Origin of the sequence: Belliella pelovolcani (assembly GCF_900156785.1) — a bacterium.
Lineage (GTDB): Bacteria > Bacteroidota > Bacteroidia > Cytophagales > Cyclobacteriaceae > Belliella > Belliella pelovolcani.
In genome coordinates, this window is sequence record NZ_FTOP01000025.1 from 1 (window position 1) to 21,993 (window position 21,993).

Here is a 21,993-nt window from a genome sequence, read left to right on the forward strand (position 1 = left end):
GTTCACTCATCTTAGGATCATTTAATAAGTCATCAATTGTCTTTTTCTTGTTCATATTGTGTAAAGTTAGCAGACACACTTAAATGAACAGTCTCTTCCTTTCCCCAACACCCCAATCAATTACTACGCTTAACAGTCAACACTAACACTTAACACTTAACCAAATCACTCAATCACCCAATCACCCATTAAATCATTTCCCCAATCAACTCTATTCCCTAAATTCTTCCAACTATCACCTCTCGATCCAACTTGTCCAAAACCAAACTTTCAACCTTCTTATCTCCCTGCTGTGTACTCTCTACTTTGTACCTTGTACACACTAAATTACCCTAATTTTTCAATATAAAAAAAATACAAAAATATCTAAAATAATCATATTTTATTCAAAAATCACCCCATTTTCCCCCGTCTCTCTCCCGACCGTGTTCCGACCGTGTCCCGTATGCCTCCCGACCATTCGCCGACTTTTGGCGAAAAACCAAGAAATCATATAATTATTCTAAGAATATAAACATTTGATTTTCAACCCCATTTTCAGTGCAATTTCAAAACCACAACATTAACCAACTTTCCAACCTTTCAACCAGTCCAAAATTAAAACCCAACCTCTCATAACTATATCTACCCATAACTGATCAGCTAATTGGAATCCCTTTAAAACTTTTTAATTCACTTAATCTAAGACATGCTGAGAAACGCTTATGTTAGTCAGCTTTATTGGAGCCGAATAAATAGGATTTAGGATTACTGCTTTTTGATTTTAGAATTGAAAATGAACTAAAAAACGTACCGATATTATATGTTTATAAAAAAGTGAGATTGCTTGTCAAGCAATCTCACTTAGAATTATTATGCTGGCACCGCAATTACGTAAACGATATTGTTGCCACTCTCCAAAGTTTCTAAATCTTCTTCTTCAAGTTGGGCTTCATAACTGTATGAAAGACATCCTGAGGCAACACTAGAATTCACAGCATAGGTGAAATCAATGAAATTGTCCTCGTCCCACTGAACTCTAAAGTCAACAACTCCCTCTTCCAAACTGATCTCAGAAAGATTTATAGAAGAAACAAAGGTTAGATCCTCTGAACTTGTTTTTACTTCAAATTCTACCTCATTCAATTCATCATCTTCCAGTGCATAGATTTTAATATTTTCAATATCAAATCCCTCATCATCAAAGATTAAATTTTCCTCCTCATCCATCAATACAAAATCAAAACTTGCCAAAGTCTGATCTTCACAAGGAGTTGGATCGTCATTACATGAAATCAAATAAAATGTAGCCATTATGGCTACCATCATTGGTATTAGTTTTCTTAAATTCATCTCATTAGAAATTTATGTTTTAATAAATGATTTAAGAGCGCTCTACTAACCCTACGATCTAAAACAGAAAAACGCGACATCATAAGCTGAAAAAAAATAAACTTTTTTTCTTTTGTTTACTATTCAGTGAGTTATGTTTCTGAAAATATGGAGTTGATTAAAATTTTCACTTCCATGTTTTGGTTATTTATTAGGTACTTTTAATTGATATTTACTTTTTTCGATTAGATTGTAGGGGCTAATTCAAGTTCTAGGACCGTAATTTTTTTATAAACCATAGAATGATGAAATGATTTTTTATTTGGTTGATTCCAAAGTCCTCATAGCTTTAAGTATTAGGAGGATTCACCTCTTTTGTGGCTGATTGAATCAAAATAGATTGCTGTATTCATACTGCCACCAAAAGTTTCTAAACTTCCTTTCTCCAATCCACTAAACTCTTAAAGATCAATTATCAAAAAACCTTCAAATTCACGATCCCCTCGACTTAGCTGACTTAACACTTTATGATCAACCCTTAACCTACCTTCCCTATTACCCAGTTAATCAGTTACTCTATACTTAACGCTTAACAATCATCAAACTTTCTAACTTTCTCAACTTTCCAACTTTCAACCTCCCATCGATTCTTAAAAAACTTGATCAACAAATTCTCAAACCTACTAATAATGAATAACTTTGTGCACGACCTATTATAATTTAAAGTCCGATTGCGCTACAGGTTAGGTGATGCAATCGGATTTTTTCGGCTCGAATTTTCTTGGTAATCAAGTCCAATACAACTTTTCCCAAGGTTTTCTTAACTTATTAGCCCCTCCTAGTTGAGACAGAAAGATCGCTCTATAGGCTTTTTTTGAAGAAGATCAAATATTGGAAAACCCTTATCATTATCAACAATCATGAATCGACTTGTTGCAAGTCGGCTAATGCATCAATTCATTTATTAATATCAATTATCTTATTAGACATAGATCTACTTACATTGACTATGAATGATAAAATAATATGTTTATCCGCTTACTTTCACTTGGCCGAACAATTAATAGGAGAATGTACGATTTCACCTGATCAGTTTTATTTAGTTCTGCTTTCTATGAAATTTATACCCGATTCCAATAGACCAAACCCACGTGTCATCATTATCAAAATGATAAAATGGAACAAAAAGGGCAATGTTTTTATAATCAACTCTAGGAGCCACACCTAACTTGGCACCAGTTTTTCCCTCTTTGATGTAAAAGGAAGGTAGTGCTCCAAACCCTACCTTGAAATCACTGTTGAACCTGAATAACAAACTGGGGCCGCCTACATTAAATGAATAAAATTCTCTCCCAAATGCTACTCCTGCCATCCCTTCCAATCCTAAATCCCATTTAGGGCTTTTGTCAGGTTTTTGTTGACCTTGACCTAAACAAGGGTTAAGTGAAAACAAAAATATGGTAAAGGCTAGTATGGTAATGATTTGCAAATAATTTTTCATGATTGAATAGGTTTTTTTACTTTATTTTGTCCAACAATACTCTGAATCAGTTTTAAGCTTTTGAATTGGGGTTTTATTCTTCAAGTTTTAAAATTGTTTGGATGTCTTTTATATGACCAAAAAGTAGAAGAATATCACCTGCTTCAATTACTGTATTGGGAGTCACTACCCCAGTGACTTTTTTGCTTTTTGCTTTGATTCCAAATATGTTAGGTTTATCCACCATTTTGATCAAAGTGAGGATATTGATATTATAATCTTGACGGATTTTTGTTTCAGCTATTGATAGACCAATATACCTTTTAGGGGTCTTGACTTCAATAATATTGTAGTCGTCAGAAACATCAAGAGAGTCAATCACGCCTTTCATTTGAAGACTTTTGGCCATTCTTTCTGCTGAATCTTCCTCAGGGTGTAAAATCTCATCAACTCCAATGGCTTGGATAACAGTTTCATGGACTTTGTTTATAGATCTAGAGATCAACCTCTTGATTTGAAGTTGTTTGAAAATTGCTGTGACCATAATAGATGCTCCAAAATCTTCTCCAATTGCGATGATCACTGCATCTGCCTCTTTGCATGGTAGGTTTTTTACAGCATGAATATCTGTAGCATCCATCGCAATTGCATGGGTGATTTTATCTTTTACCGCATCAACTTTGTCCTCACTAGCATCTATACCAATTACCTCATGACCATAGCTGGTAAGTCTTGCCGCCAAGTGACCTCCAAAATTTCCCAATCCTACAATGATGTATTTCATGTTTTTTAAGTTTATGTGATAAATACGCCCTCTTCTGGATATTTGTATCTCAAAGTTCTAGCTTTTCTTACAAAAGCAACTAGTATAGTCAATGTTCCAACTCTCCCTAAAAACATGATGATGGTGACTACGATTTTACTCCCAAATGATAGTTCACCAGTAATTCCGAGACTCAAACCAACAGTTGAGAAAGCAGAGAATATTTCGAAAGCTACATCGATCAATGATAATTGTGGATCAAAAAGTAATACTAGAAATACACCTAAGCCAATAACCAAAAAGGAGAGGAGAATTACAGAAAATGCTTTTCTGATAGTTTCATTGGAGATTTGTCTTTTGAAAATCTCCACTCGATCTTTACCTTTAGAAAGACTAACCACATTAAGCACGGCTACTGCTATTGTACTAGTCTTTAAGCCCCCTCCTGTAGAACCTGGCGAAGCGCCAATCCACATTAAAATTAGATAAATTAAAATAGTAGGCATTGCTAGACCTGACATATCTACTGTGTTAAAACCTGCTGTTCTTGGCGTAACTGAACCAAATACAGTTGTTGCAAATTTCCCATATCCAGAAAGTCCCTCCAATGTATGATGAGATTCAAATACCCAATAACTTATAAATCCAAGAATCAATAATATACCTGAAGTATATACTATCAACTTGATATTAATATTGACTACTCTTGGCGCATGTTGATAGTTTTGGCCAGTCAATATTACATTTTTGGTATCAATGACAATGTGCTTGAAGTAATTGTAGTAACCTAAGATAACAGGGAAACCTATCCCTCCTAGAATAATGGCCGTCGCGAGGATCAGGTGAACAGTATATTCTTCTCTAAATCCTACCTCGTACAATCCATCTCCCAATATCGAGAACCCTGCATTACAGAACCCCGATATGGAATGAAAAATCGCGAAGAATACTTGCTCTCCCGAACTTTCAAAAAGTTCACTATTAATGATATGATAAATGGAAAATGCTGCGATGCCTTCTGTAATGAAAGTAAAGAAAATGATTTTCAATAAAGTTGAATTGATCGCCCCAATATTATCTTCATTGATATAATCTTTGAGAAAAAGTTGGTTTTGAAGAGAATATGAACCCTTAAAAAAAAATCCAAAAAATGAAGTAAATGTCATCATTCCTAAGCCTCCTACCTGAAATAAAAGCATGATGATAAATTGTCCCATAAATGTAAAATCAGATGCAGTATCCACTACGATAAGCCCTGTCACACAAACAGCTGAGGTAGACGTGAATAAAGCATCTATAATGCTTATGCCATTTGTGGTAGCATTTGGAAGCAAAAGTAATCCAGTACCAATCAGTATCACTACTAAAAAACTTAATATAAATACGAGCGCAGGGTGGATTCTAAGTTGATTGACAGATAATGTCAACTTACTCAATTCAATGATAAATAAGACAAAAATTAAAGTGTTAACGAAGAAATCATTGATCTGTAGATTGGCAAGTGTAATGCGATTTGTAAACTCAATCAATCCAAAATTAACAGCACTTGCAATACCCAGTGATAAAATAATTAAAACTTCAATTACAAGTCTTGGGACTTTATAGCTTTCTGTTTTTGAAAATAGTCTAATGATGAATCCAAGTGCCAATAAAAGGAGAGAACCATCAAATATTTTTTTGAGCAAACTATGATCCAAGTCTTGATTGAACCCTAGGTCAAAAATTAGCAGAGAGAAGGTGAGAATACTTAGAAATTGAAGTATTTTGCTGTTGAGAGCGAATACGTTCCTAATAAGTAATATTCTTTCGTCCGGGCTCTGAAAAAGTCTTTTCAAATCAATTCTTTTTCGAAAGGTAAAAATAAATTTAATTATACGCACGTTAAGCCTGCAAGAATCATATCGGCTCGAGACCAATTTTTATAATCTATAGGAATTAGGAATATAGATTGTCAATAGAATTCAAATTATTGATTACTTGCATAACTAACCAATTTCAAAAAATTAGCGCTCTGAATTTCCCTTTAACTTTTCTAATGCTGTCTGATAGGTTGTGGTAAGCTATTAAAAATAGGATCGTGGTTCCAAAGAGTTTGGGGATTTTTCAATAACAATTACTTATTCAATAAACCTAATCTTTCAACTTTTCTTAGCCATTTCAACCTGAAACTTTCATTGGATAATCTTACAGGTCCAATGCTTGTTATGCGAACTTTTTTTACACCAATATAATTTAATGTCCCTTTTTTTAGGGCATTGTGACTTGGGTTTCCATATACCCATTTGTAATACCAGGCAGGCTGGTCTAGGGTGCAGATGATCCTTGCTGTTTTGCCAACTAACAATTTGTCGCTGAATAAAGAATTCTGCCTTTTTTGAAATGCAAAGCCGGGAAGTAAAACCCTATCTAGAAACCCTTTCATGATGGCGGGGAAAGAACTCCACCAAACTGGGTAAATCCAGACTAGATGGTCTGCCCATATCAGCTTGGCTTGTGCATCTATCAAGTCAGGCTCTAATTCTGTTCGTCTTCTATAGCCAAACTCAAGATTAGGGTTGAAGTTGAGTTCCCTGATATTAATGACTTTAATAATAGCATCCGACTTGTCTGCCCCGTTTTTATATGCTTCTGATAGTGCATAATTGAAACTTTCCTTATCAGGATGTCCATTAATGATAAGTATGTTTTTCATGGTTACAAGAATCTTTTTACCTTAACTTCAAATAGAGTTGCTGTTAGATTGTCTGTTTCAAAAAATTTGTAAATTACAAAACAAGCTGAGACTGTTAAAAATATTGTGCAAATCACAAAAGTTGAAATACTACAAATAACGGCTCCATTCTGAAGCCCAGTTTTCCCAAAAAAAGGAACCCAATAGCCAGGTTTAGCAATAAGATAATCATAAACTGATATGCTATAGTCAATGAATCGGATCGTTAGTTCAAAGAAAAGCCAAATTGGGTAAAACCATTTTCTAATAGGTATCCACCATCTTCCAAAAATTGAATGCATCTGTGTGTTAACTTCCATCCTTTATAATTTTTTCATAAAATTAGAGTGGATGGAATAGATTACATTTGATATAGATCAAATTCGGTTCTTAGGGTTTCTTATCCTGCTCAAAGTTTCCAACGTGATACCTAAGTAGGAAGCAATATGAGTTAATGGTATACGCTTTGTTATGCTGGGATAAATGTTTAAAAGATGGTTGTATCTATCTTCAGCTTTATTGAATTGAACAGTGTACAATCTTTCACAAAGCCCCAACATTGTTTCAGTAACTATTTTACTGATAAAGCGTTCGAAGTCGTGATGTTTATCAGAAAGACTGTCCATCACTTCCTTGGAGTATTCAAGAACTACAGAGTCTTCCACAAATTCAACATAATGAGGGCTAGGATTATCACTGAAAAAACTCACAATAGGTGCCATGAATTGATTTTCAAAAGAAAACCAGTCAGAAATATCTTTTCCGTCTTTCAAATAATAGGCTCTTGAGCAACCCTGAACAATCAGATAAGCTTTTTTAGAAAATTCACCTTCTCTCACCACAATTTCACCTCGTTTATATGTGTTAAGTTTAGAATGAGCTATTAAATCTTGCCGGCAAGCAAAGGAAAGGGGGGAGTAAAATTCAACAATTTCACTTATGATTTTTTCAAGATTCATCCTTAATTGAGTAAGGTTTTTTGGTTTATATTTCTTTTGAAATTCCTTTGAAGATATTGGTTTAATATTGAATTCAGAGTCTAAGTATTCATAATCTGATACTGTAAAATCAACATTTATCAAAGAATCAACTTTTATCTTTGACTTTTCTCTATCAAAAACAAATTCCGTTTCATAGTTATTTTTAAATTAGCAACTAAAAAAAGAACTCGAAATCAGTATGAAGTAATAGTTTTTCATGTAATTCTAAAATTAATTTATATGTATATCCGCTTGAGTGAACGTGACGAAATTGATAATACGTATCAATTAGTTGTAGGTTGGAATCTGCTGCTGTCTTTTGTTTCAAAATAGGAAACATGATGACAATACTTCAATTTCTACAATACTTTCCAGATGAAGAAAGCTGTGAAGTTTATATCAAAGAGAGTAGAGAAAAAATGGGAAAATACTATAAAACCTGTAAATACATTACTAATTCATAGCTGGAAAATTCTTTGAATGAAGTCAATGCTGAAGGAGAAGCTCTTTAAAAGTGGAACTGTAATGGAAAACAATAAGATATCTCTTCACACCTAGATGTTGAGATGCTTTAACACTTTATGATCAATCCTTAACCTACCTTCCCTATTACCCAGTTAATCAGTTACTCTATACTTAACGCTTAACAATCATCAAACTTTCTAACTTTCTCAACTTTCCAACTTTCAACCTCCCATCGATTCTTAAAAAACTTGATCAACAAATTCTCAAACCTACTAATAATGAATAACTTTGTGCACGACCTATTATAAGTTAAAGTCCGATTGTGCTGCATGTTAGGTGATGCAATCGGATTTTTTTCGGCTCGAATTTTGTCATAAGTTTGCTATCAGTTCAAATCCTATGAAACCCGCATTAAGACAAATTTTTGCTTACCTATTACTCTTCTCCTTGCTGGTTCATGGAGGGGTATCTGCATTTTTAGCAGATGACAATAATAGTTTTAATGCCCATCTCGACAACCTTCAGGTACTCCAAGATGATGCTCAGTATCTACTTGGACAATTCATGCTCAATGCTGACCAAGGGTCACAGCTAACAGTTCAAGGAAAATCATTTCAACCTTGGGCTTCCTTCGAAGGAATTTTCTTGTATCAAGAATTTCATTTCCAATCCTTAGTAAGTAGCACGATCCATTATCCAGGATCATTTACGCTACAATTTGGGATAAAAGAAATGAAATTCCCCAGTCATTTTTTCTGGTAATCACATCCAGTGCTACTTTTCTCAAGCTTTTCTTAACTTCTTAGCGTCTCCTAGTAGAGGCAGAAGGATCGCTCTATTGGCTTCTTCTGTAGAAGCTGAGATAGTTGAAAAGCTTTATCATCATCAACAATCATCAATCGACAGGTTGCATGTCGATTGATGCATCACTTCATATATAAATATCAATTATCATGTTAGACATAGATTTGCTTACATTGACCATTGCCGTATTGGCAATGATAGCTTTCATCATCCCATTTTATTTACAGTATCGAAAATTAAACAATCAAAAAATGGGGATTCAAAAACAACTTCAAGAATTCAAAAGCCTCAATCAGCTCAACATAGATCAGGAGGAGACTTGGCGATCAAAATATTATCTTGGTTTAGATCGATCAAACAAAAAACTAATCTATGCCAATTGGACAGCTGAAATCAAGATAGATTTGATAGATCTTACTCAGATTGGCAAAGTATCTATCCAAGAATCTGCAAGATTTGTTGGCCTAGGATCGTCCAAAAGAAGGGTTTGTGATCTGATTTTACTTAAGCTCAAATTGAATCAGCAAGACAAGGAGCATACTCTTGAACTCTATGATGCTGAAAAATTCTCTGACCTTCAAGGAGAAGGCCCGCTAGCTAAAAAGTGGGAGGGAATCATTCAGCAAGAAATAAAGAGAAAGTTGGTAATTGTTTAAAAATTAAATATGTTCCTGGATCACTGAAGCGATCCAGGAACATATTGGCAATAAATTAAAATTACAATTTGATTAATAAACACCCTCCATATTCCTAAACCAAAGAACCATCTAATCCATCCCCCCAATCCCCAGTTCCCAATAACTCAATAACCCAATCAACTTAATCAACTCAATCTTCCAATTCCCAACCAGCCCAACCCAACTTTCCAACCTTCCAACCTTCAAACCTTCAAACCATCCAACCTCTAACCCAATCAACCCAATCTTCCAATCTTCCAATTCCCAACCAGCCCAGCCCAACTTTCGAACCTTATAACCTTCCAACATTCTAAACCAATAACCCAATAACTCAATCAACCAATAACTACACTGCCCCCCTGCAATTGAATTTTATTTCATACCCAACGATTTTTATTCAATAAAAAATTAGTTATATTTGAAGGCTAAACAATTACAAAAATATTTAGCACCATATTATAGGTATAGGTCAAAATTAAGCTGAAAGGGACTAAACTCACCAATATCCAAAATAACCCATTTACTTTAGTTTATCCCCATTCACATAAATTGTCTAATTACTTCATATGGTATAATTTAGCTTGCAATCCAATTCTAAAACTGAGATCAGTTATTGTTTTCTCAAAAAATTATGAAAGAATCCTTTGCATTTTGAATTGAAAAAATGATAACTTTAAAATCTCAATATTAAATTAGAAACCGTTTAACCTTTATTTAAAGTCTATTAAAATCTACATTATGAAAAAGTTAATCGCTTTGTTCATGCTATCCGGAATCCTTTTATCTCCGGTTATCTCGAAAGCCCAAGAAGCAGACGTTGATTCTGCAGAAGTTGAAACCACTGAAGTCGTTGAAGCAGAAGAAGTTGCTCCGGCCATCGTAGATGATGAAATCATCGAAGAAGACAAAGGATTTCACCAAATCATCAAAGAAAAGTTCATCGAAGGTGATCCTACTTTCATGACGCCAGTATTGATCTGTTTGATTTTAGGTCTTGCTGTTGCACTTGAAAGAATCATCACATTGAACCTTTCTACTACAAACACCAAAAAACTTTTGGCTAAAGTTGAAGAAGCATTGGAACAAGGTGGTATCGAAGCAGCAAAGGATGTTACTAAGAGCACCAAAGGTCCTGTTGCCTCTATCTTTACTCAAGGTTTGATGAGATACTCAGAAGGTATCGAAATGGTCGAAAAATCTATCATCGCCTATGGTTCTGTTGAAATGGGTAGATTGGAAAAAGGTCTAGTTTGGATCTCTCTTTTCATCTCTCTTGCCCCAATGTTGGGTTTCATGGGTACTGTAATTGGTATGATTGGTGCATTTGACTCCATCGAAGCAGCAGGTGATATCTCTCCTTCATTGGTAGCAGGTGGTATCAAAATCGCCCTTTTGACAACAGTTGCTGGTTTGATCGTTGCGATTATCCTTCAATTGTTCTACAACTACTGTGTCGCTAAGATCGATTCTTTGGTAAACGACATGGAAGATGCATCTATCTCTTTGGTAGATATCCTAGTGAAGCACAAATTGACTAAGTAATTACTGGTTGATTATTCTGTTTCAACTATTAATTATTTATAACATTAGCACAAAATCAATATGGATTCTATAGATATTTTCTTAACAGTAGCCTACGTACTGATAGGAGTCGGAGCCGTAGTGGCAATCTTAATGCCACTGATCAAGTCTCTTGACAACCCTAAAAGTTTGGTAAAAACTGGAGTGGGTGTAGTAGTCCTTGGCGTGTTGTTCTTCGTTGCTTTCTCTACTGCTAGTGGTGAAGTTGCAGCAAAGTATATGGCAGAGCCATTCGGCATGACTGAGACTTCTACCAAATTCGTCGGAGGTACTTTGGTGACCACTTACGTACTCGCTTTGGCAGCCATCGCAGGTATTGTTATCACAGAACTCAATAAAGCAATTAAGTAATGGCAAGGAAAAAAGGTAGAATGAGTCAGGAGGTAAATGCAGGGTCCATGGCGGATATCGCCTTCCTGTTGCTTATCTTCTTCCTCGTTACAACGACGATTGCTTCGGATAAGGGTATTTTGAATATCCTTCCTCCTAAGCAAGACCCGAATGTTCCACCGCCTGAAATACCTCTCAACGAGAGAAATATTTTCAACATCTTGGTCAATGCAAACGATCAACTGTTGGTGGAAGGTGAGTATTTGGAAAATACTGAAAAACTTTCAGATGATGTGAAAGCATTCATCCTCAACTTCGGTGCACCTGATGAAGAAGCGCAAGCGCTATTCAATAGCCTTCCGCAGTCTTTGAAAGCGCAAGCTAACAGAGACTCCAAATCATCAGATCACCCAATGTCTGGAGGTGCTGTAGTATCCATTAAGACGAATAGAGGTACCTCTTACGAAAAATATCTTGAAGTACTTGATCAGGTGAAGAGGGCTTACTTCGAAATCTATGCTGAAAGAGTAGGCATCACTGCCGATCAGTATAGAGCACTTACAGGTAAGACTGCAGCCGAAAAAGAACTTCAGGACAGAGGTAAAGAAGGTATTCCAATGGCGATCTCAATTGCAGAACCAGATAAAATAGGAGGAAATTAATATGTCAAAGTTTAAGAAAAAGAACAAGGTTTCGGAAAATATCCCGACCTCAGCTTTGCCTGATATTATTTTCATGCTTCTTTTCTTCTTCATGGTAACTACTGTATTGAGAGAAAACGAGATGCTTGTGGAACAAAAAATCCCTCAAGCAACTCAGCTTCAGAAGTTGGAAAAGAAAACTTTGATCTCTTACCTTTATGTAGGTAAGCCTAAAAATACTGCACTTTATGGTACTGAGCCAAGAATTCAGGCCAATGATGTATTGATCAATACAAGTGACATTATCCTTTGGGTCAACCAAGAGAAAGATAAGTTATCAGAAGCTGAGAGAGATATGATTACAATATCACTAAAAGCAGATAGAGAAGTGAAAATGGGACCTATTTCCGATATTCAATTTGAATTGAGAGAAGTAGATGCGAGACGTGTATTGTACGCATCAGTAGGTAAGGTTCAGAACTAATCTTGATAAAATAATTCAAAAAAGCCACTTTGAGAGAAGTGGCTTTTTTGTTTAATTAGAAGACCATTCCTTTATCCGAATGAAAAATAAAAAGACCCAAAATGCCTGGGCAATGTATGACTGGGCTAATTCTGTATATAGCTTAGTCATCACTTCTACCATCTTCCCTGTTTACTTTAATAGTGTGACCAAATCTGAAGACAAGGGAGACCTTGTCAGCTTTTTTGGAATTGAGATCATCAACACTGTGCTCTATTCCTATTCTATTTCCTTTTCATTTTTAGTCATTGCCTTGCTTTCACCTCTTCTGTCAGGGATAGCTGACTCCGGTGGTAAGAAATTGAGTTTTATGAAATTCTTTGCTTACTTGGGTTCTTTAGCCTGTTTAGGACTGTTTTTTTTCGATGGAGATAATCTAGAATGGGGAATCATTTGTGCTGTCACTGCCAGTATTGGTTATGCAGGAAGTATAGTGTTCTATAATGCCTTTCTACCTGAGATCTCCAAAGAAGAGGAGTTTGATTTCCTCAGTGCCAAAGGTTTTGCATTGGGGTACATCGGAAGTGTGATCCTTTTGGTTCTAAACCTGTTGATGATTGAAAAACCTGATTGGTTTGGTCTTACTGATGGTGGGCAAGGTGCTAGATGGTCTTTTTTGATTGTTGGGTTTTGGTGGGCTGGCTTTTCTCAGATTCCTTTCAAATACTTACCTAACAATCCATACAATAAAAAAGTAGATAGAGAGATCCTCTTAGTAGGATATAAGGAAATTAGAACGGTTTTCTATAAAGTAAAATCCTCTACAGTCATGAATCGCTTTCTTGCTGCCTTTCTTTTTTATAGTATGGGTGTACAAACGGTGATGTATCTGGCGGCTACTTTTGGTGATAAAGAACTTGGCCTTCCTGGTGATCAACTGATTATTACCATTTTGATCATTCAACTGGTAGCCATAGGAGGAAGCTACCTATTTGCATTGATTTCTAAGATCTATGGAAATAAGTCTTCCTTAGTAATCATGGTCTTTATCTGGGTACTGATCTGTGCTGGTGCTTATTTTGTTGAGACTGCTTACCAATTTTTCGCTTTGGCCGTGGTAGTTGGAATGGTGATGGGGGGGATTCAGTCTCTCTCGCGCTCTACATACTCCAAGTTAATCCCACAAGATACCACAGATCATGCATCTTATTTTAGTTTCTTTGATGTAACAGAAAAGATTGCCATAGTACTAGGGACATTTTCTTATGGCTTCATCGAACAACTCACGGGTTCTATGAGAAATAGTTCTTTGGCTTTGGGATTGTTTTTCTTTGTTGGCTTAGGTTTCTTAATTTTATTGAAAATACCACCAAAGGACTTAGAAAAGCCAGCTTTAGTTTAAACTTATGCTACCAATAATATCAGGGGAACAAGTCAAGCACCTAGATCAGCAATACATTTCGGCTGAAGGAATATCATCCTTAGACTTGATGGAAAGAGCTGCTAATGCCTTCGTGGCTTGGTTTACCACTACTATTAATCCGAATATTAAGCAGGTTTATATTTTTGCTGGTCCAGGAAATAATGGAGGAGATGGTGTTGCGATAGCTCGTTTGCTTCAAGAAAGGTATTACAATGTACACCTGTTTTATCTTCAAGAGGTGGCAGATTGTTCTGCCGACTTTAAGGCTAATTATAGCAGATTACCAGACAAGGTCTTAGTCACAAAATTTAATGAATGGAATGGGATCATTGCTGAGCATTCAGTCATCATAGATGGTGTTTTTGGTGTAGGGATCAATAGACCAATTGAGGGGGTATTTCAAAGATTAATTCAGATCTTGAATAAAGCGACTGCCTTAAAAATTGCAATTGATATTCCTTCAGGTCTTCCGGCCGATCAAATTGCTTTTGGAACCGTATTTCGAGCTGACCATACGGTGAGTTTCCAATTTCCAAAGTTAAGCTTATTGTTCCCAGAGCATGCCTCATTTATTGGGGAATTACATATCATGGATATAGGTATTTCTGAAGAAACGATGGATGCTTTTCAAGTAGGAAGATTTTATTTAAGAGCTAAGGATATTCCAAGTCTGCATCGGAGCTTTCATCGCTTCAGTCACAAGGGCGATTACGGGAAAGTTTTGATCATCGGTGGAGCTAAAGGTAAGACAGGAGCCATCAACTTAAGTGCTCACGCTGCTTTAAGGACAGATTCTGGGTTAGTTCACTTAGCTCCGTACCTAGAAGATCCCTACTTGATTCAGCCCATTATTTCGGAGTTGATGCTATTTCAAGATGATTCTAAGCAAAACTTAAATAACTTTGATGCCATTGCTATAGGCCCTGGCTGGGGAATGGGTGTGGATATAGCCTATTATCAATCTATCTTGGCAAGATTCCAGAAACCAATCGTCATTGATGCAGATGGGCTCAATTTGCTCGCTGCTAATCCAGATTTGATTCATAAAATCCCCAAGAATAGCGTCCTCACACCCCACTTGAAAGAATTTGAAAGGTTGGTGGGGAAATCCAAAGACCACCTAGAAAGGATGGAGAAGGCTAAAAATTTCGCAATAGCAAATGGGTTGATTTTGGTACTCAAAGGTGCGCATACTTTGGTGACCTTACCTGATGGCAGGCAGATTTTCAATTCCTCGGGCAATCAATACATGGCTACTGCTGGGTCTGGAGATGTTTTGACTGGCATGATAGCCTCATTTTTGGGGCAAGGCTATAGTCCAGAGCATGCTGCGCTATGTGGTGTTTATCACCATGGACTTGCAGGTGAGCTGGCCTCTAAGTCTAAGTGGAGGGGAATGATCGCCTCAGATATAATAGAAGCCATTCCAAGGACTTTCCTTGAATTGGGAATTAAATAAGCTGATTTTTTTAAATTATCTTTTGCGATAAGTTCAATTCCAAAGAACTTATTGACGATAGCATTGGTTAGGGTTCCATATTTTGAAGTATAGGATGAAGAAGGAAAAGCTGTTGCTATGGACCTTAGCAGCGATCAATTTTACGCACATTGTTGATTTTATGATCTTGATGCCTCTTGGGCCTCAACTGATGCGAATTTTTGAGATTACGCCAAGGGAATTTGGCTTGCTGGTTTCTTCATACACTTTTGCTGCTGGATTGAGCAGTTTTATGGGAGCATTTGTATTAGATAAGTATGACCGAAGAACGATCATGTTATGGGTCTTCTTTGGCTTCTTTTTGGGTACTTTAGCCTGTGCGTTTTCCCCTAATTATATCATTTTACTGGTTGCGAGAATCATTTCAGGCTTGTTTGGTGGACTTACATCCGCTTTGATACTGGCAGTCATTGGAGATGTGATACCAGATGGGAGACGAGGTAGGGCCATGGGATTGGTCATGGCAGCTTTCTCTGTAGCCTCGGTTTTCGGGGTTCCTTTTGGGCTTTTCATCGCTAGTTTATCCAATTGGCATGCACCATTTTTATTTTTAGCAAGCTTGTCAGGCATCATATTCTGGATGATATACAAGTATGTACCTTCTATCACCGCACATATTGTTGCTAAGCAATCCAAACCTTCTCCCATACAGGTGATCAAAAGGGTGACGAGCAATGCAAATCAAATGAGAGCCATTACACTGACCATCATGATGATGTTGGGACAATTTATGATTATACCTTTTTTGAGTCCTTACATGGTGGCCAATGTAGGGTTTACCGACATGGAACTGACATATATCTACATGGCTGGAGGTGCTTTTACAATCTTTACTTCACCATGGGTAGGAAGATTGACTGACCAATATGGGAAAGTGAAAATATTCACCATTTTCATGACTTTGAATATCATCCCCATTGGAGTAATTACGCATTTGGGTGCAACCCCCATTCCTTATGTTTTGTTGATTTCCACCATGTTTTTTGTGACGTCCAATGGTAGAATGGTGCCAGCTTCAGCTTTGATCACAGGTACTGCTAAGCCTGAGAACAGGGGTAGCTTTCTCAGTTTTAACTCTGCAGTTCAGCAATTATCAGCGGGCTTTGCCTCCTTTGTAGCGGGTTTGATTTTGGCTGAAAATATCAACGGAGAATTGATCAATTACAACTATGTGGGCTACATCGCGATTGTTTTTAGCTTACTCTGTATTCCCTTGATCAGAAGGATAAAAGTCGTGGATACCGAAGCCATCGCAAATATTGATGACTCCCCGGATCCAAGTTTGGTTGTGGAAAAATAAAAAAAGCACCGAGTGTAAACCCGATGCTATCTATAATTATCTAAGATAATTGTAGCGTCAATTGAGGACCAAATTAAAACTCCGCATTACCCGGGGTTCTTGGGAAAGCGATTACGTCTCTAATATTACCCATACCGGTCACAAACTGTACGAGTCTTTCAAAGCCTAGACCAAAACCAGCATGTGGGGTAGCTCCAAATCTTCTCGTGTCCAGATACCACCACATCTCTTCCTGTGGGATATGCATCTCGTCCATTCTTTGCGTGAGGCGATCCATTCTTTCTTCTCTCTGTGAACCCCCTACGATTTCTCCAATACCTGGGAAAAGGATATCCATTGCTGCTACCGTTTTGCCATCATCATTTTGACGCATGTAGAATGCTTTGATTTCCTTTGGATAGTCAGTCAAGATAACTGGCTTTTTGAAATGCTTCTCCACCAAGAATCTTTCATGCTCAGACTGCAAATCCGCGCCCCATTCTTCGATCAAGTATTGGAATTTCTTTTTCTTGTTCGGATTGGAGTTTCTCAAGATATCTATGGCTTCCGTATAGGTGATTCTTTCAAATTTGTTTTTTGTGACAAATCTCAGTCTATCGAGTAATCCCATTTCGCTTCTTTGGTCTGCTTTTTTGCCTTGCTCTTCATCGGCAGCACGTTTATCCAAAAATGCCAAATCGTCCTTACAATGCTCTAAAGCATAGCCAATCACATATTGCAAGAAATCTTCCGCAAGGTCTTGGTTATCCTCAGCATCATAAAATGCCATCTCAGGCTCGATCATCCAGAATTCCGCCAGGTGTCGAGTAGTATTAGAGTTTTCTGCTCGGAAAGTAGGTCCGAAAGTATATATCTCAGCCAAAGCCATCGCAGCAAGCTCACCTTCCAACTGACCCGATACGGTAAGATTAGTTTCTCTTTCGAAAAAATCCTCCTTATAATTGATGCTACCATCTTCATTCAAAGGCGGATTTTTCAAATCCAAGGTGGTGACTTTGAAAGTCTCCCCAGCACCTTCAGCATCTGAGGCAGTGATGATTGGTGTATGGATGTAAAAGAAACCTTTATCATTGAAATACTTATGCACAGCATAGGCCAAAGCATGTCTCACTCTGAATACAGCACCAAAAGTATTGGTACGCATTCTCAAGTGAGCGATTTCTCTCAAAAACTCCAAGGAGTGCTTCTTCGGCTGTAGAGGGTATTTTTCTGGATCAGCGTCCCCAAGTATGGTGATCGAGGAGGCAGAGATCTCAGAACTTTGACCAGAACCTTGGGAGGCTACGATTTGACCATTTATTTTGATACAAGCACCCGTGGTGATACGCTTGAGTGTCTCTTCATCTATGATATTAGGATCAGCCACTACTTGGTAATTATTGATGGTAGAGCCGTCATTCAAAGCAATAAATGATACATTCTTATTACTCCTTTTGGTTCTTACCCATCCCATCAAGGTCACTTCCTGACCTACAAAATCGCTTTCCAGCAGTGATTTGATTTTTACTCTTTTGTTAAAAGCCATGACATTTTTTCTTTTTGTCTTACTCCTTGTGATCCTCCAATTTTTGGTTCTTCACAAGAGGAATGCAAAAAAACGATATAATAAGCTTTTTATCAAAAAATTGATCTAATTTCCTAAATTTGAATTCAGAAAACATTTGTACCAACAACCGTAGTAGACTAATTTTTAACACAATTCTTGATTGATCATATATGCAGAAGCTTAATTTAAGTCAGGTTCTTTCGCAAAAACTATCTCCTCAGCAGATTCAGTTTATCAAACTACTTCAAGTACCTACTGCCGAATTGGACGCTAGGATAGAAGAAGAGTTGGAAATCAACCCTGCATTGGAAGAGGGTAGGGATGAAGAGAAAAAAGAGGATGATGACTTTTCTGACACTTATGAAGAGAATATTGAAGCACCTGAGCAAGATGTAAATATTGATGATTACCTCAGTGAGGACTACGGTGGGTATAAAATGCAGGGAGACGGTAACTACTCTCCCGATGATGATGATAGGGAAGTGCCTATTTCAGGTAGTATTTCTTTACACGAACAGCTACTTTCTCAACTGAGTTACCTCAAGCTTGATGAAACACAAAAGCTTATTGGGAAGCAATTGATCGGTAGTATAGAAAATGATGGCTATATCAGAAGGGATTTAGAAGCGATCATCAATGATATTGCTTTCAGTCAGAATATTGAAACAGACATCGACGAGGTAGAAGAGATTCTTCGAAAAATACAAGGCTTTGATCCAGCTGGAATAGCAGCTAGGAATCTGCAAGAATGCCTTTTGATTCAATTAGAAAGAAAAGAGCATCCCGAAGATCCTGTCGTGCAGCATGCCATTCAGATTATCCATGATAATTTTGAGGAATTTACTAAGAAGCATTACAGCAAGATACAAAAGAGACTCGGAATCGAAGATGATGAGTTGAAGGATGCAGTGCATATGATTACCAGATTGAACCCCAAACCAGGAGGGATTTCTGACGGCCTCGTCAAAACACAATACATTATACCAGATTTTATCCTTACCAATAGCAATGGGAAGTTAGAGATCTCGCTCAATTCAAAAAATGCACCAGAACTGAGAGTCAGCAGATCTTATTCAGACATGTTTGATGCTTATGATAAGAGTGATAAAAAAGATAAAAAACTCAAAGAAACAGTCACCTTTGTGAAACAGAAGCTTGACGCTGCCAAGTGGTTTATTGATGCCATCAAGCAAAGACAGCATACACTGTTGAGAACCATGCAGGCCATCCTGGATTATCAAAAGGAATTCTTCGTGGAAGGTGACGAAACCAAGTTGAGACCTATGATTCTCAAAGATATTGCTGATCAAATAGAAATGGATATCTCCACGGTATCACGAGTAGCCAATAGCAAAGCAATCCAAACTGAATTTGGTATTTATCCTTTGAAATACTTCTTCTCAGAGGGTATCGCTACCGACTCAGGAGAAGATGTAAGTAACAAGGAAGTCAAGAGCGTATTGCAAACTCTAGTAGACGAAGAAAATAAAAGAAAGCCACTGTCTGATGATAAGCTAGTGAAGATGCTCAATGATAAAGGTTATAATATTGCTCGTCGAACTGTAGCGAAATATAGAGAACAGTTGCAGATTCCAGTTGCCAGATTAAGAAAGGAACTTTAAGTGTATAGGAAAATTTCAGAAATTATATCAGCAGTGTTTCAACCACTGCTGATGCCCTCTTTGATTGTTGGTTTTTTACTTTTTGTTTTACCGGAATCAGAGATTGCAGGTGGGCCAAATAAGCCGTTGATATTTTTGGTGGTAGTGGCCAATACCTTTGTGATTCCATTGGCTATTTTGTTTGTTATGCGTTATAATAAAGTGATTCCATCCTTGAAAATGGAGGATAGGAAGGATAGAGTCTTTCCTTTCTCAATGATCAGTCTACTTTACATGGTGACAGCATACGCATTCTATGTCAAAGATTGGATGGATTATAAGTTGATCTTTATTTTATTTATCATCACTATCTGTTTAATACTACTGACCAGTATTAGTTTCTTTTGGAAAATCAGTGCGCACATGTTGGGCGTTGGGGGATTATTGGGAATAATCCTGGCTTACAGTCTGATATTATCTGGATTCAATTTACTTTATCCAGTATTAGGAGCCATCATATTGACAGGAGCAGTAGGGACTGCGAGGCTATATCTTAATGCCCATACACCAGCTCAAGTTTGGGCTGGCTTTCTCTTGGGTTTTTTGGTTTGTTTTGGGTCATTTTATATGGTTTGGGCATAAAAAAAAAACCGGTACTAACCGGTTTTTTAGATTATTTTCTTTTCAATGATTTTCAGATTTAAGCTAAATCTGTTTTTCTTTCTTTTCTGGCTAATTTCCCTATTTCCCAATATCAGAATAATGCTACTGAAATTCCAAAGTTGATTTGATTAGCAGCAGTTCCAAAAGGACCTTGATCCTTTTGGAATACTTGGTTCAAACCGTAATAACCCCAAATATTGAATCCAGGAAACCCTAGTCTTGTATAAACACCATATCTAATGGGGGCCAGTCCGTAGTTTTGTCTGTCTTTGATTTTTCTAGTCAAACCATCAGCATCTTCATAAGCAATTTTGCTATGAGAGTTTAACAAAAACCCAACTTTACCACCGACAGCTACTTTCATACTTTTCTGGTAATTGGATTTATTGAAATGATATCTGATCTCAAGCGGGAAATCGATATAATTTACGGCAACCACATTTCTATTGATTCTGATATCATCTCCATACACTTCTCTAATATCACGAAGGATACTAGATTCTGGACCCAACAGCGGGTTGTTAAAGATTGTACGATCTTCAGTAAAAGCCATTTTATCTGTACCTATACCTATCCCTGGATTAAATGTGAATCCCGACCCTTCTCCAAAAATATTAAATGGATATTGGTAAGATGCATTGAAAGTCCTTGATGGGAAAAACCTGGTAGATAGATCGTCTGGTTTGTTATTTAAAGTATTGAAGCCAAAATCTATTAAGAGATCGCCTTTGATATCTGGACGTCCACCTATGGGAGTACGCTCTCTTTCTTGGGCGAAAGTATTGAATGTCAGCAATCCTGCAATGAATAATAAGGTTAGTCTTTTCATGAAAGCATTTATTGGATTAAAATCAGGTGGCTAAATTATAAAAACATACTTGATTTCTGTTCCTTTTTATCTTAATAATTCTTAATTGGTTAAGGACAAAGAAAGAATAAAAAGCGAAAAAGCTAAAGCGGGATATTTGTAAATCAAAAAATGATATCTACATTTGCAATCCCAATAGGCCTCGTAGCTCAACTGAATAGAGCACCTGATTACGGCTCAGGAGGTTTCAGGTTTGAATCCTGACGAGGTCACCAAGAAGCTCCGCAATACGGGGCTTTTTTTGTTTTACATTAAATTTGGATTACGGCTCAAGAGGTTTCAGAGCCTGAACCGATACTTCGGTATCCTGTTCGTTTGATTCAAGTTCTTGCTTTGAAGTTTTTGGTGTCTTACGCTATAAAAGAGACTAGACTCTGAGATTGAAAAATTATAGCATTGAAAATCAAGCCTGAAAAGGAAACTTTAAAAAACTTTCTATACAGGGCTTGCAATAGCAACAAAACTGTCTCACCTTTGCAATCCCAAACGAGGGAAGAAGCTTTCAAAAGCAAAACAAAAATTGATTTCAGGTATTATATAATGAAGAAAATAAAATTAAATTTTTTTCATTTCAGTTTTGAAAAATTAAATTTTGATAATACCTTTGCAAACCCAAAACGAAAGAGGGTTTGGTAAACAAGCAGACAGGGAACTGTTTCAAGATGTCAGATTGATGGCATATAAGTTCATTGAAGTGTTGTAAGACGAAACGACGAGAGGCTATTTTAGGATAGTTTTTCAAGAATAACATCAATAAGAGCCGATAGGAATAAGCTACGAGAGTAGCGGAAAAAAAACTTTACAATGGAGAGTTTGATCCTGGCTCAGGATGAACGCTAGCGGCAGGCCTAATACATGCAAGTCGAACGGGATCTAGAAGCTTGCTTTT

At 36.9% G+C, this 21,993-nt stretch carries 20 protein-coding genes, 1 tRNA gene, 1 rRNA gene and 1 pseudogene; 14 read left to right on the plus strand and 9 right to left on the minus strand.

What is annotated here, in order from left to right; translation table 11 throughout:
- Window positions 1-852 precede the first annotated feature (852 nt).
- From BW935_RS17365 to BW935_RS17395, 6 genes are all read right to left on the minus strand, one after another.
- Window positions 853-1,332, minus strand: a complete 480-nt coding sequence (locus BW935_RS17365; RefSeq protein WP_139325571.1) for a hypothetical protein — start codon at window positions 1,330-1,332, stop codon at window positions 853-855.
- Between the two features lie 1,078 nt (window positions 1,333-2,410).
- On the minus strand, window positions 2,411-2,812 hold the full coding sequence (locus BW935_RS17370) for a hypothetical protein (RefSeq protein WP_076503056.1): 402 nt from the start codon (window positions 2,810-2,812) through the stop codon (window positions 2,411-2,413).
- 73 nt (window positions 2,813-2,885) lie between these two features.
- Window positions 2,886-3,575: a potassium channel family protein gene (locus BW935_RS17375; RefSeq protein ID WP_076503057.1), complete on the minus strand. Its 690-nt coding sequence runs from the start codon at window positions 3,573-3,575 to the stop codon at window positions 2,886-2,888.
- Window positions 3,576-3,586: 11 nt separating this feature from the next.
- On the minus strand, window positions 3,587-5,389 hold the full coding sequence (locus BW935_RS17380; protein ID WP_076503058.1) for a TrkH family potassium uptake protein: 1,803 nt from the start codon (window positions 5,387-5,389) through the stop codon (window positions 3,587-3,589).
- 278 nt (window positions 5,390-5,667) lie between these two features.
- A complete protein-coding gene (locus tag BW935_RS17385) occupies window positions 5,668-6,246 on the minus strand; it encodes an NAD(P)H-dependent oxidoreductase (protein ID WP_076503059.1) in 579 nt (192 codons plus the stop codon).
- A gap of 395 nt (window positions 6,247-6,641) precedes the next feature.
- Window positions 6,642-7,346: a Crp/Fnr family transcriptional regulator gene (locus BW935_RS17395; protein ID WP_245802736.1), complete on the minus strand. Its 705-nt coding sequence runs from the start codon at window positions 7,344-7,346 to the stop codon at window positions 6,642-6,644.
- Between the two features lie 239 nt (window positions 7,347-7,585).
- Between BW935_RS17395 and BW935_RS18135 the strand changes: the two are divergent.
- From BW935_RS18135 to BW935_RS17405, 3 genes and pseudogenes are all read left to right on the plus strand, one after another.
- A pseudogene (locus tag BW935_RS18135) lies at window positions 7,586-7,799 on the plus strand (IS1595 family transposase); the annotation flags it as partial.
- 309 nt (window positions 7,800-8,108) lie between these two features.
- Window positions 8,109-8,471, plus strand: coding sequence for a hypothetical protein (locus tag BW935_RS17400; protein ID WP_076503061.1), 363 nt, complete (start codon window positions 8,109-8,111; stop codon window positions 8,469-8,471).
- Between the two features lie 191 nt (window positions 8,472-8,662).
- Window positions 8,663-9,169: a hypothetical protein gene (locus BW935_RS17405; RefSeq protein WP_076503062.1), complete on the plus strand. Its 507-nt coding sequence runs from the start codon at window positions 8,663-8,665 to the stop codon at window positions 9,167-9,169.
- Window positions 9,170-9,280: 111 nt separating this feature from the next.
- On the opposite strand, the gene BW935_RS17410 is transcribed toward BW935_RS17405, so the two are convergent.
- On the minus strand, window positions 9,281-9,499 hold the full coding sequence (locus BW935_RS17410; RefSeq protein WP_076503063.1) for a hypothetical protein: 219 nt from the start codon (window positions 9,497-9,499) through the stop codon (window positions 9,281-9,283).
- Between the two features lie 429 nt (window positions 9,500-9,928).
- Between BW935_RS17410 and BW935_RS17415 the strand changes: the two genes are divergently transcribed.
- The 7 genes from BW935_RS17415 (at window position 9,929) to BW935_RS17445 (ending at window position 16,426) form a co-directional block, all read left to right on the plus strand.
- Entirely contained in the window at window positions 9,929-10,732 is an 804-nt protein-coding gene (locus BW935_RS17415) for a MotA/TolQ/ExbB proton channel family protein (protein ID WP_076503064.1), read from the plus strand.
- 60 nt (window positions 10,733-10,792) lie between these two features.
- A complete protein-coding gene (locus BW935_RS17420) occupies window positions 10,793-11,122 on the plus strand; it encodes a hypothetical protein (RefSeq protein ID WP_076503065.1) in 330 nt (109 codons plus the stop codon).
- Entirely contained in the window at window positions 11,122-11,763 is a 642-nt protein-coding gene (locus tag BW935_RS17425; protein ID WP_076503066.1) for an ExbD/TolR family protein, read from the plus strand. Before BW935_RS17420 ends, BW935_RS17425 begins: the two co-directional genes overlap by 1 nt.
- A 1-nt stretch (window position 11,764) precedes the next feature.
- Window positions 11,765-12,226, plus strand: a complete 462-nt coding sequence (locus BW935_RS17430; RefSeq protein ID WP_076503067.1) for an ExbD/TolR family protein — start codon at window positions 11,765-11,767, stop codon at window positions 12,224-12,226.
- Between the two features lie 79 nt (window positions 12,227-12,305).
- Window positions 12,306-13,607 (plus strand): MFS transporter, encoded by a 1,302-nt coding sequence (locus tag BW935_RS17435; protein ID WP_076503068.1) that lies wholly within the window; start codon window positions 12,306-12,308, stop codon window positions 13,605-13,607.
- Between the two features lie 4 nt (window positions 13,608-13,611).
- Window positions 13,612-15,087, plus strand: a complete 1,476-nt coding sequence (locus BW935_RS17440; protein ID WP_076503069.1) for a bifunctional ADP-dependent NAD(P)H-hydrate dehydratase/NAD(P)H-hydrate epimerase — start codon at window positions 13,612-13,614, stop codon at window positions 15,085-15,087.
- Window positions 15,088-15,181: 94 nt separating this feature from the next.
- On the plus strand, window positions 15,182-16,426 hold the full coding sequence (locus BW935_RS17445; protein WP_076503070.1) for an MFS transporter: 1,245 nt from the start codon (window positions 15,182-15,184) through the stop codon (window positions 16,424-16,426).
- 73 nt (window positions 16,427-16,499) lie between these two features.
- Here the strand turns inward: BW935_RS17445 and asnS are convergent, their stop codons facing one another.
- The gene (gene asnS, locus BW935_RS17450) at window positions 16,500-17,951 is read right to left on the minus strand and encodes an asparagine--tRNA ligase (RefSeq protein ID WP_076503071.1); all 1,452 of its coding nucleotides are present in this window, start codon (window positions 17,949-17,951) and stop codon (window positions 16,500-16,502) included.
- Between the two features lie 191 nt (window positions 17,952-18,142).
- Here asnS and rpoN point away from each other — a divergent pair, with 191 nt between their 5' ends.
- Both rpoN and BW935_RS17460 read left to right on the plus strand, forming a co-directional pair.
- Entirely contained in the window at window positions 18,143-19,594 is a 1,452-nt protein-coding gene (gene rpoN, locus BW935_RS17455; protein WP_076503072.1) for an RNA polymerase factor sigma-54, read from the plus strand.
- 51 nt (window positions 19,595-19,645) lie between these two features.
- Entirely contained in the window at window positions 19,646-20,215 is a 570-nt protein-coding gene (locus tag BW935_RS17460; protein ID WP_245802737.1) for a phosphatase PAP2 family protein, read from the plus strand.
- A gap of 112 nt (window positions 20,216-20,327) precedes the next feature.
- On the opposite strand, the gene BW935_RS17465 is transcribed toward BW935_RS17460, so the two are convergent.
- The gene (locus BW935_RS17465) at window positions 20,328-21,065 is read right to left on the minus strand and encodes a porin family protein (RefSeq protein ID WP_076503074.1); all 738 of its coding nucleotides are present in this window, start codon (window positions 21,063-21,065) and stop codon (window positions 20,328-20,330) included.
- A gap of 177 nt (window positions 21,066-21,242) precedes the next feature.
- On the opposite strand from BW935_RS17465, the gene BW935_RS17470 reads away from it, so the two are divergent.
- Window positions 21,243-21,319, plus strand: a tRNA-Arg gene (locus BW935_RS17470).
- A gap of 586 nt (window positions 21,320-21,905) precedes the next feature.
- Window positions 21,906-21,993 (plus strand): 16S ribosomal RNA (locus BW935_RS17480); the annotation flags it as partial.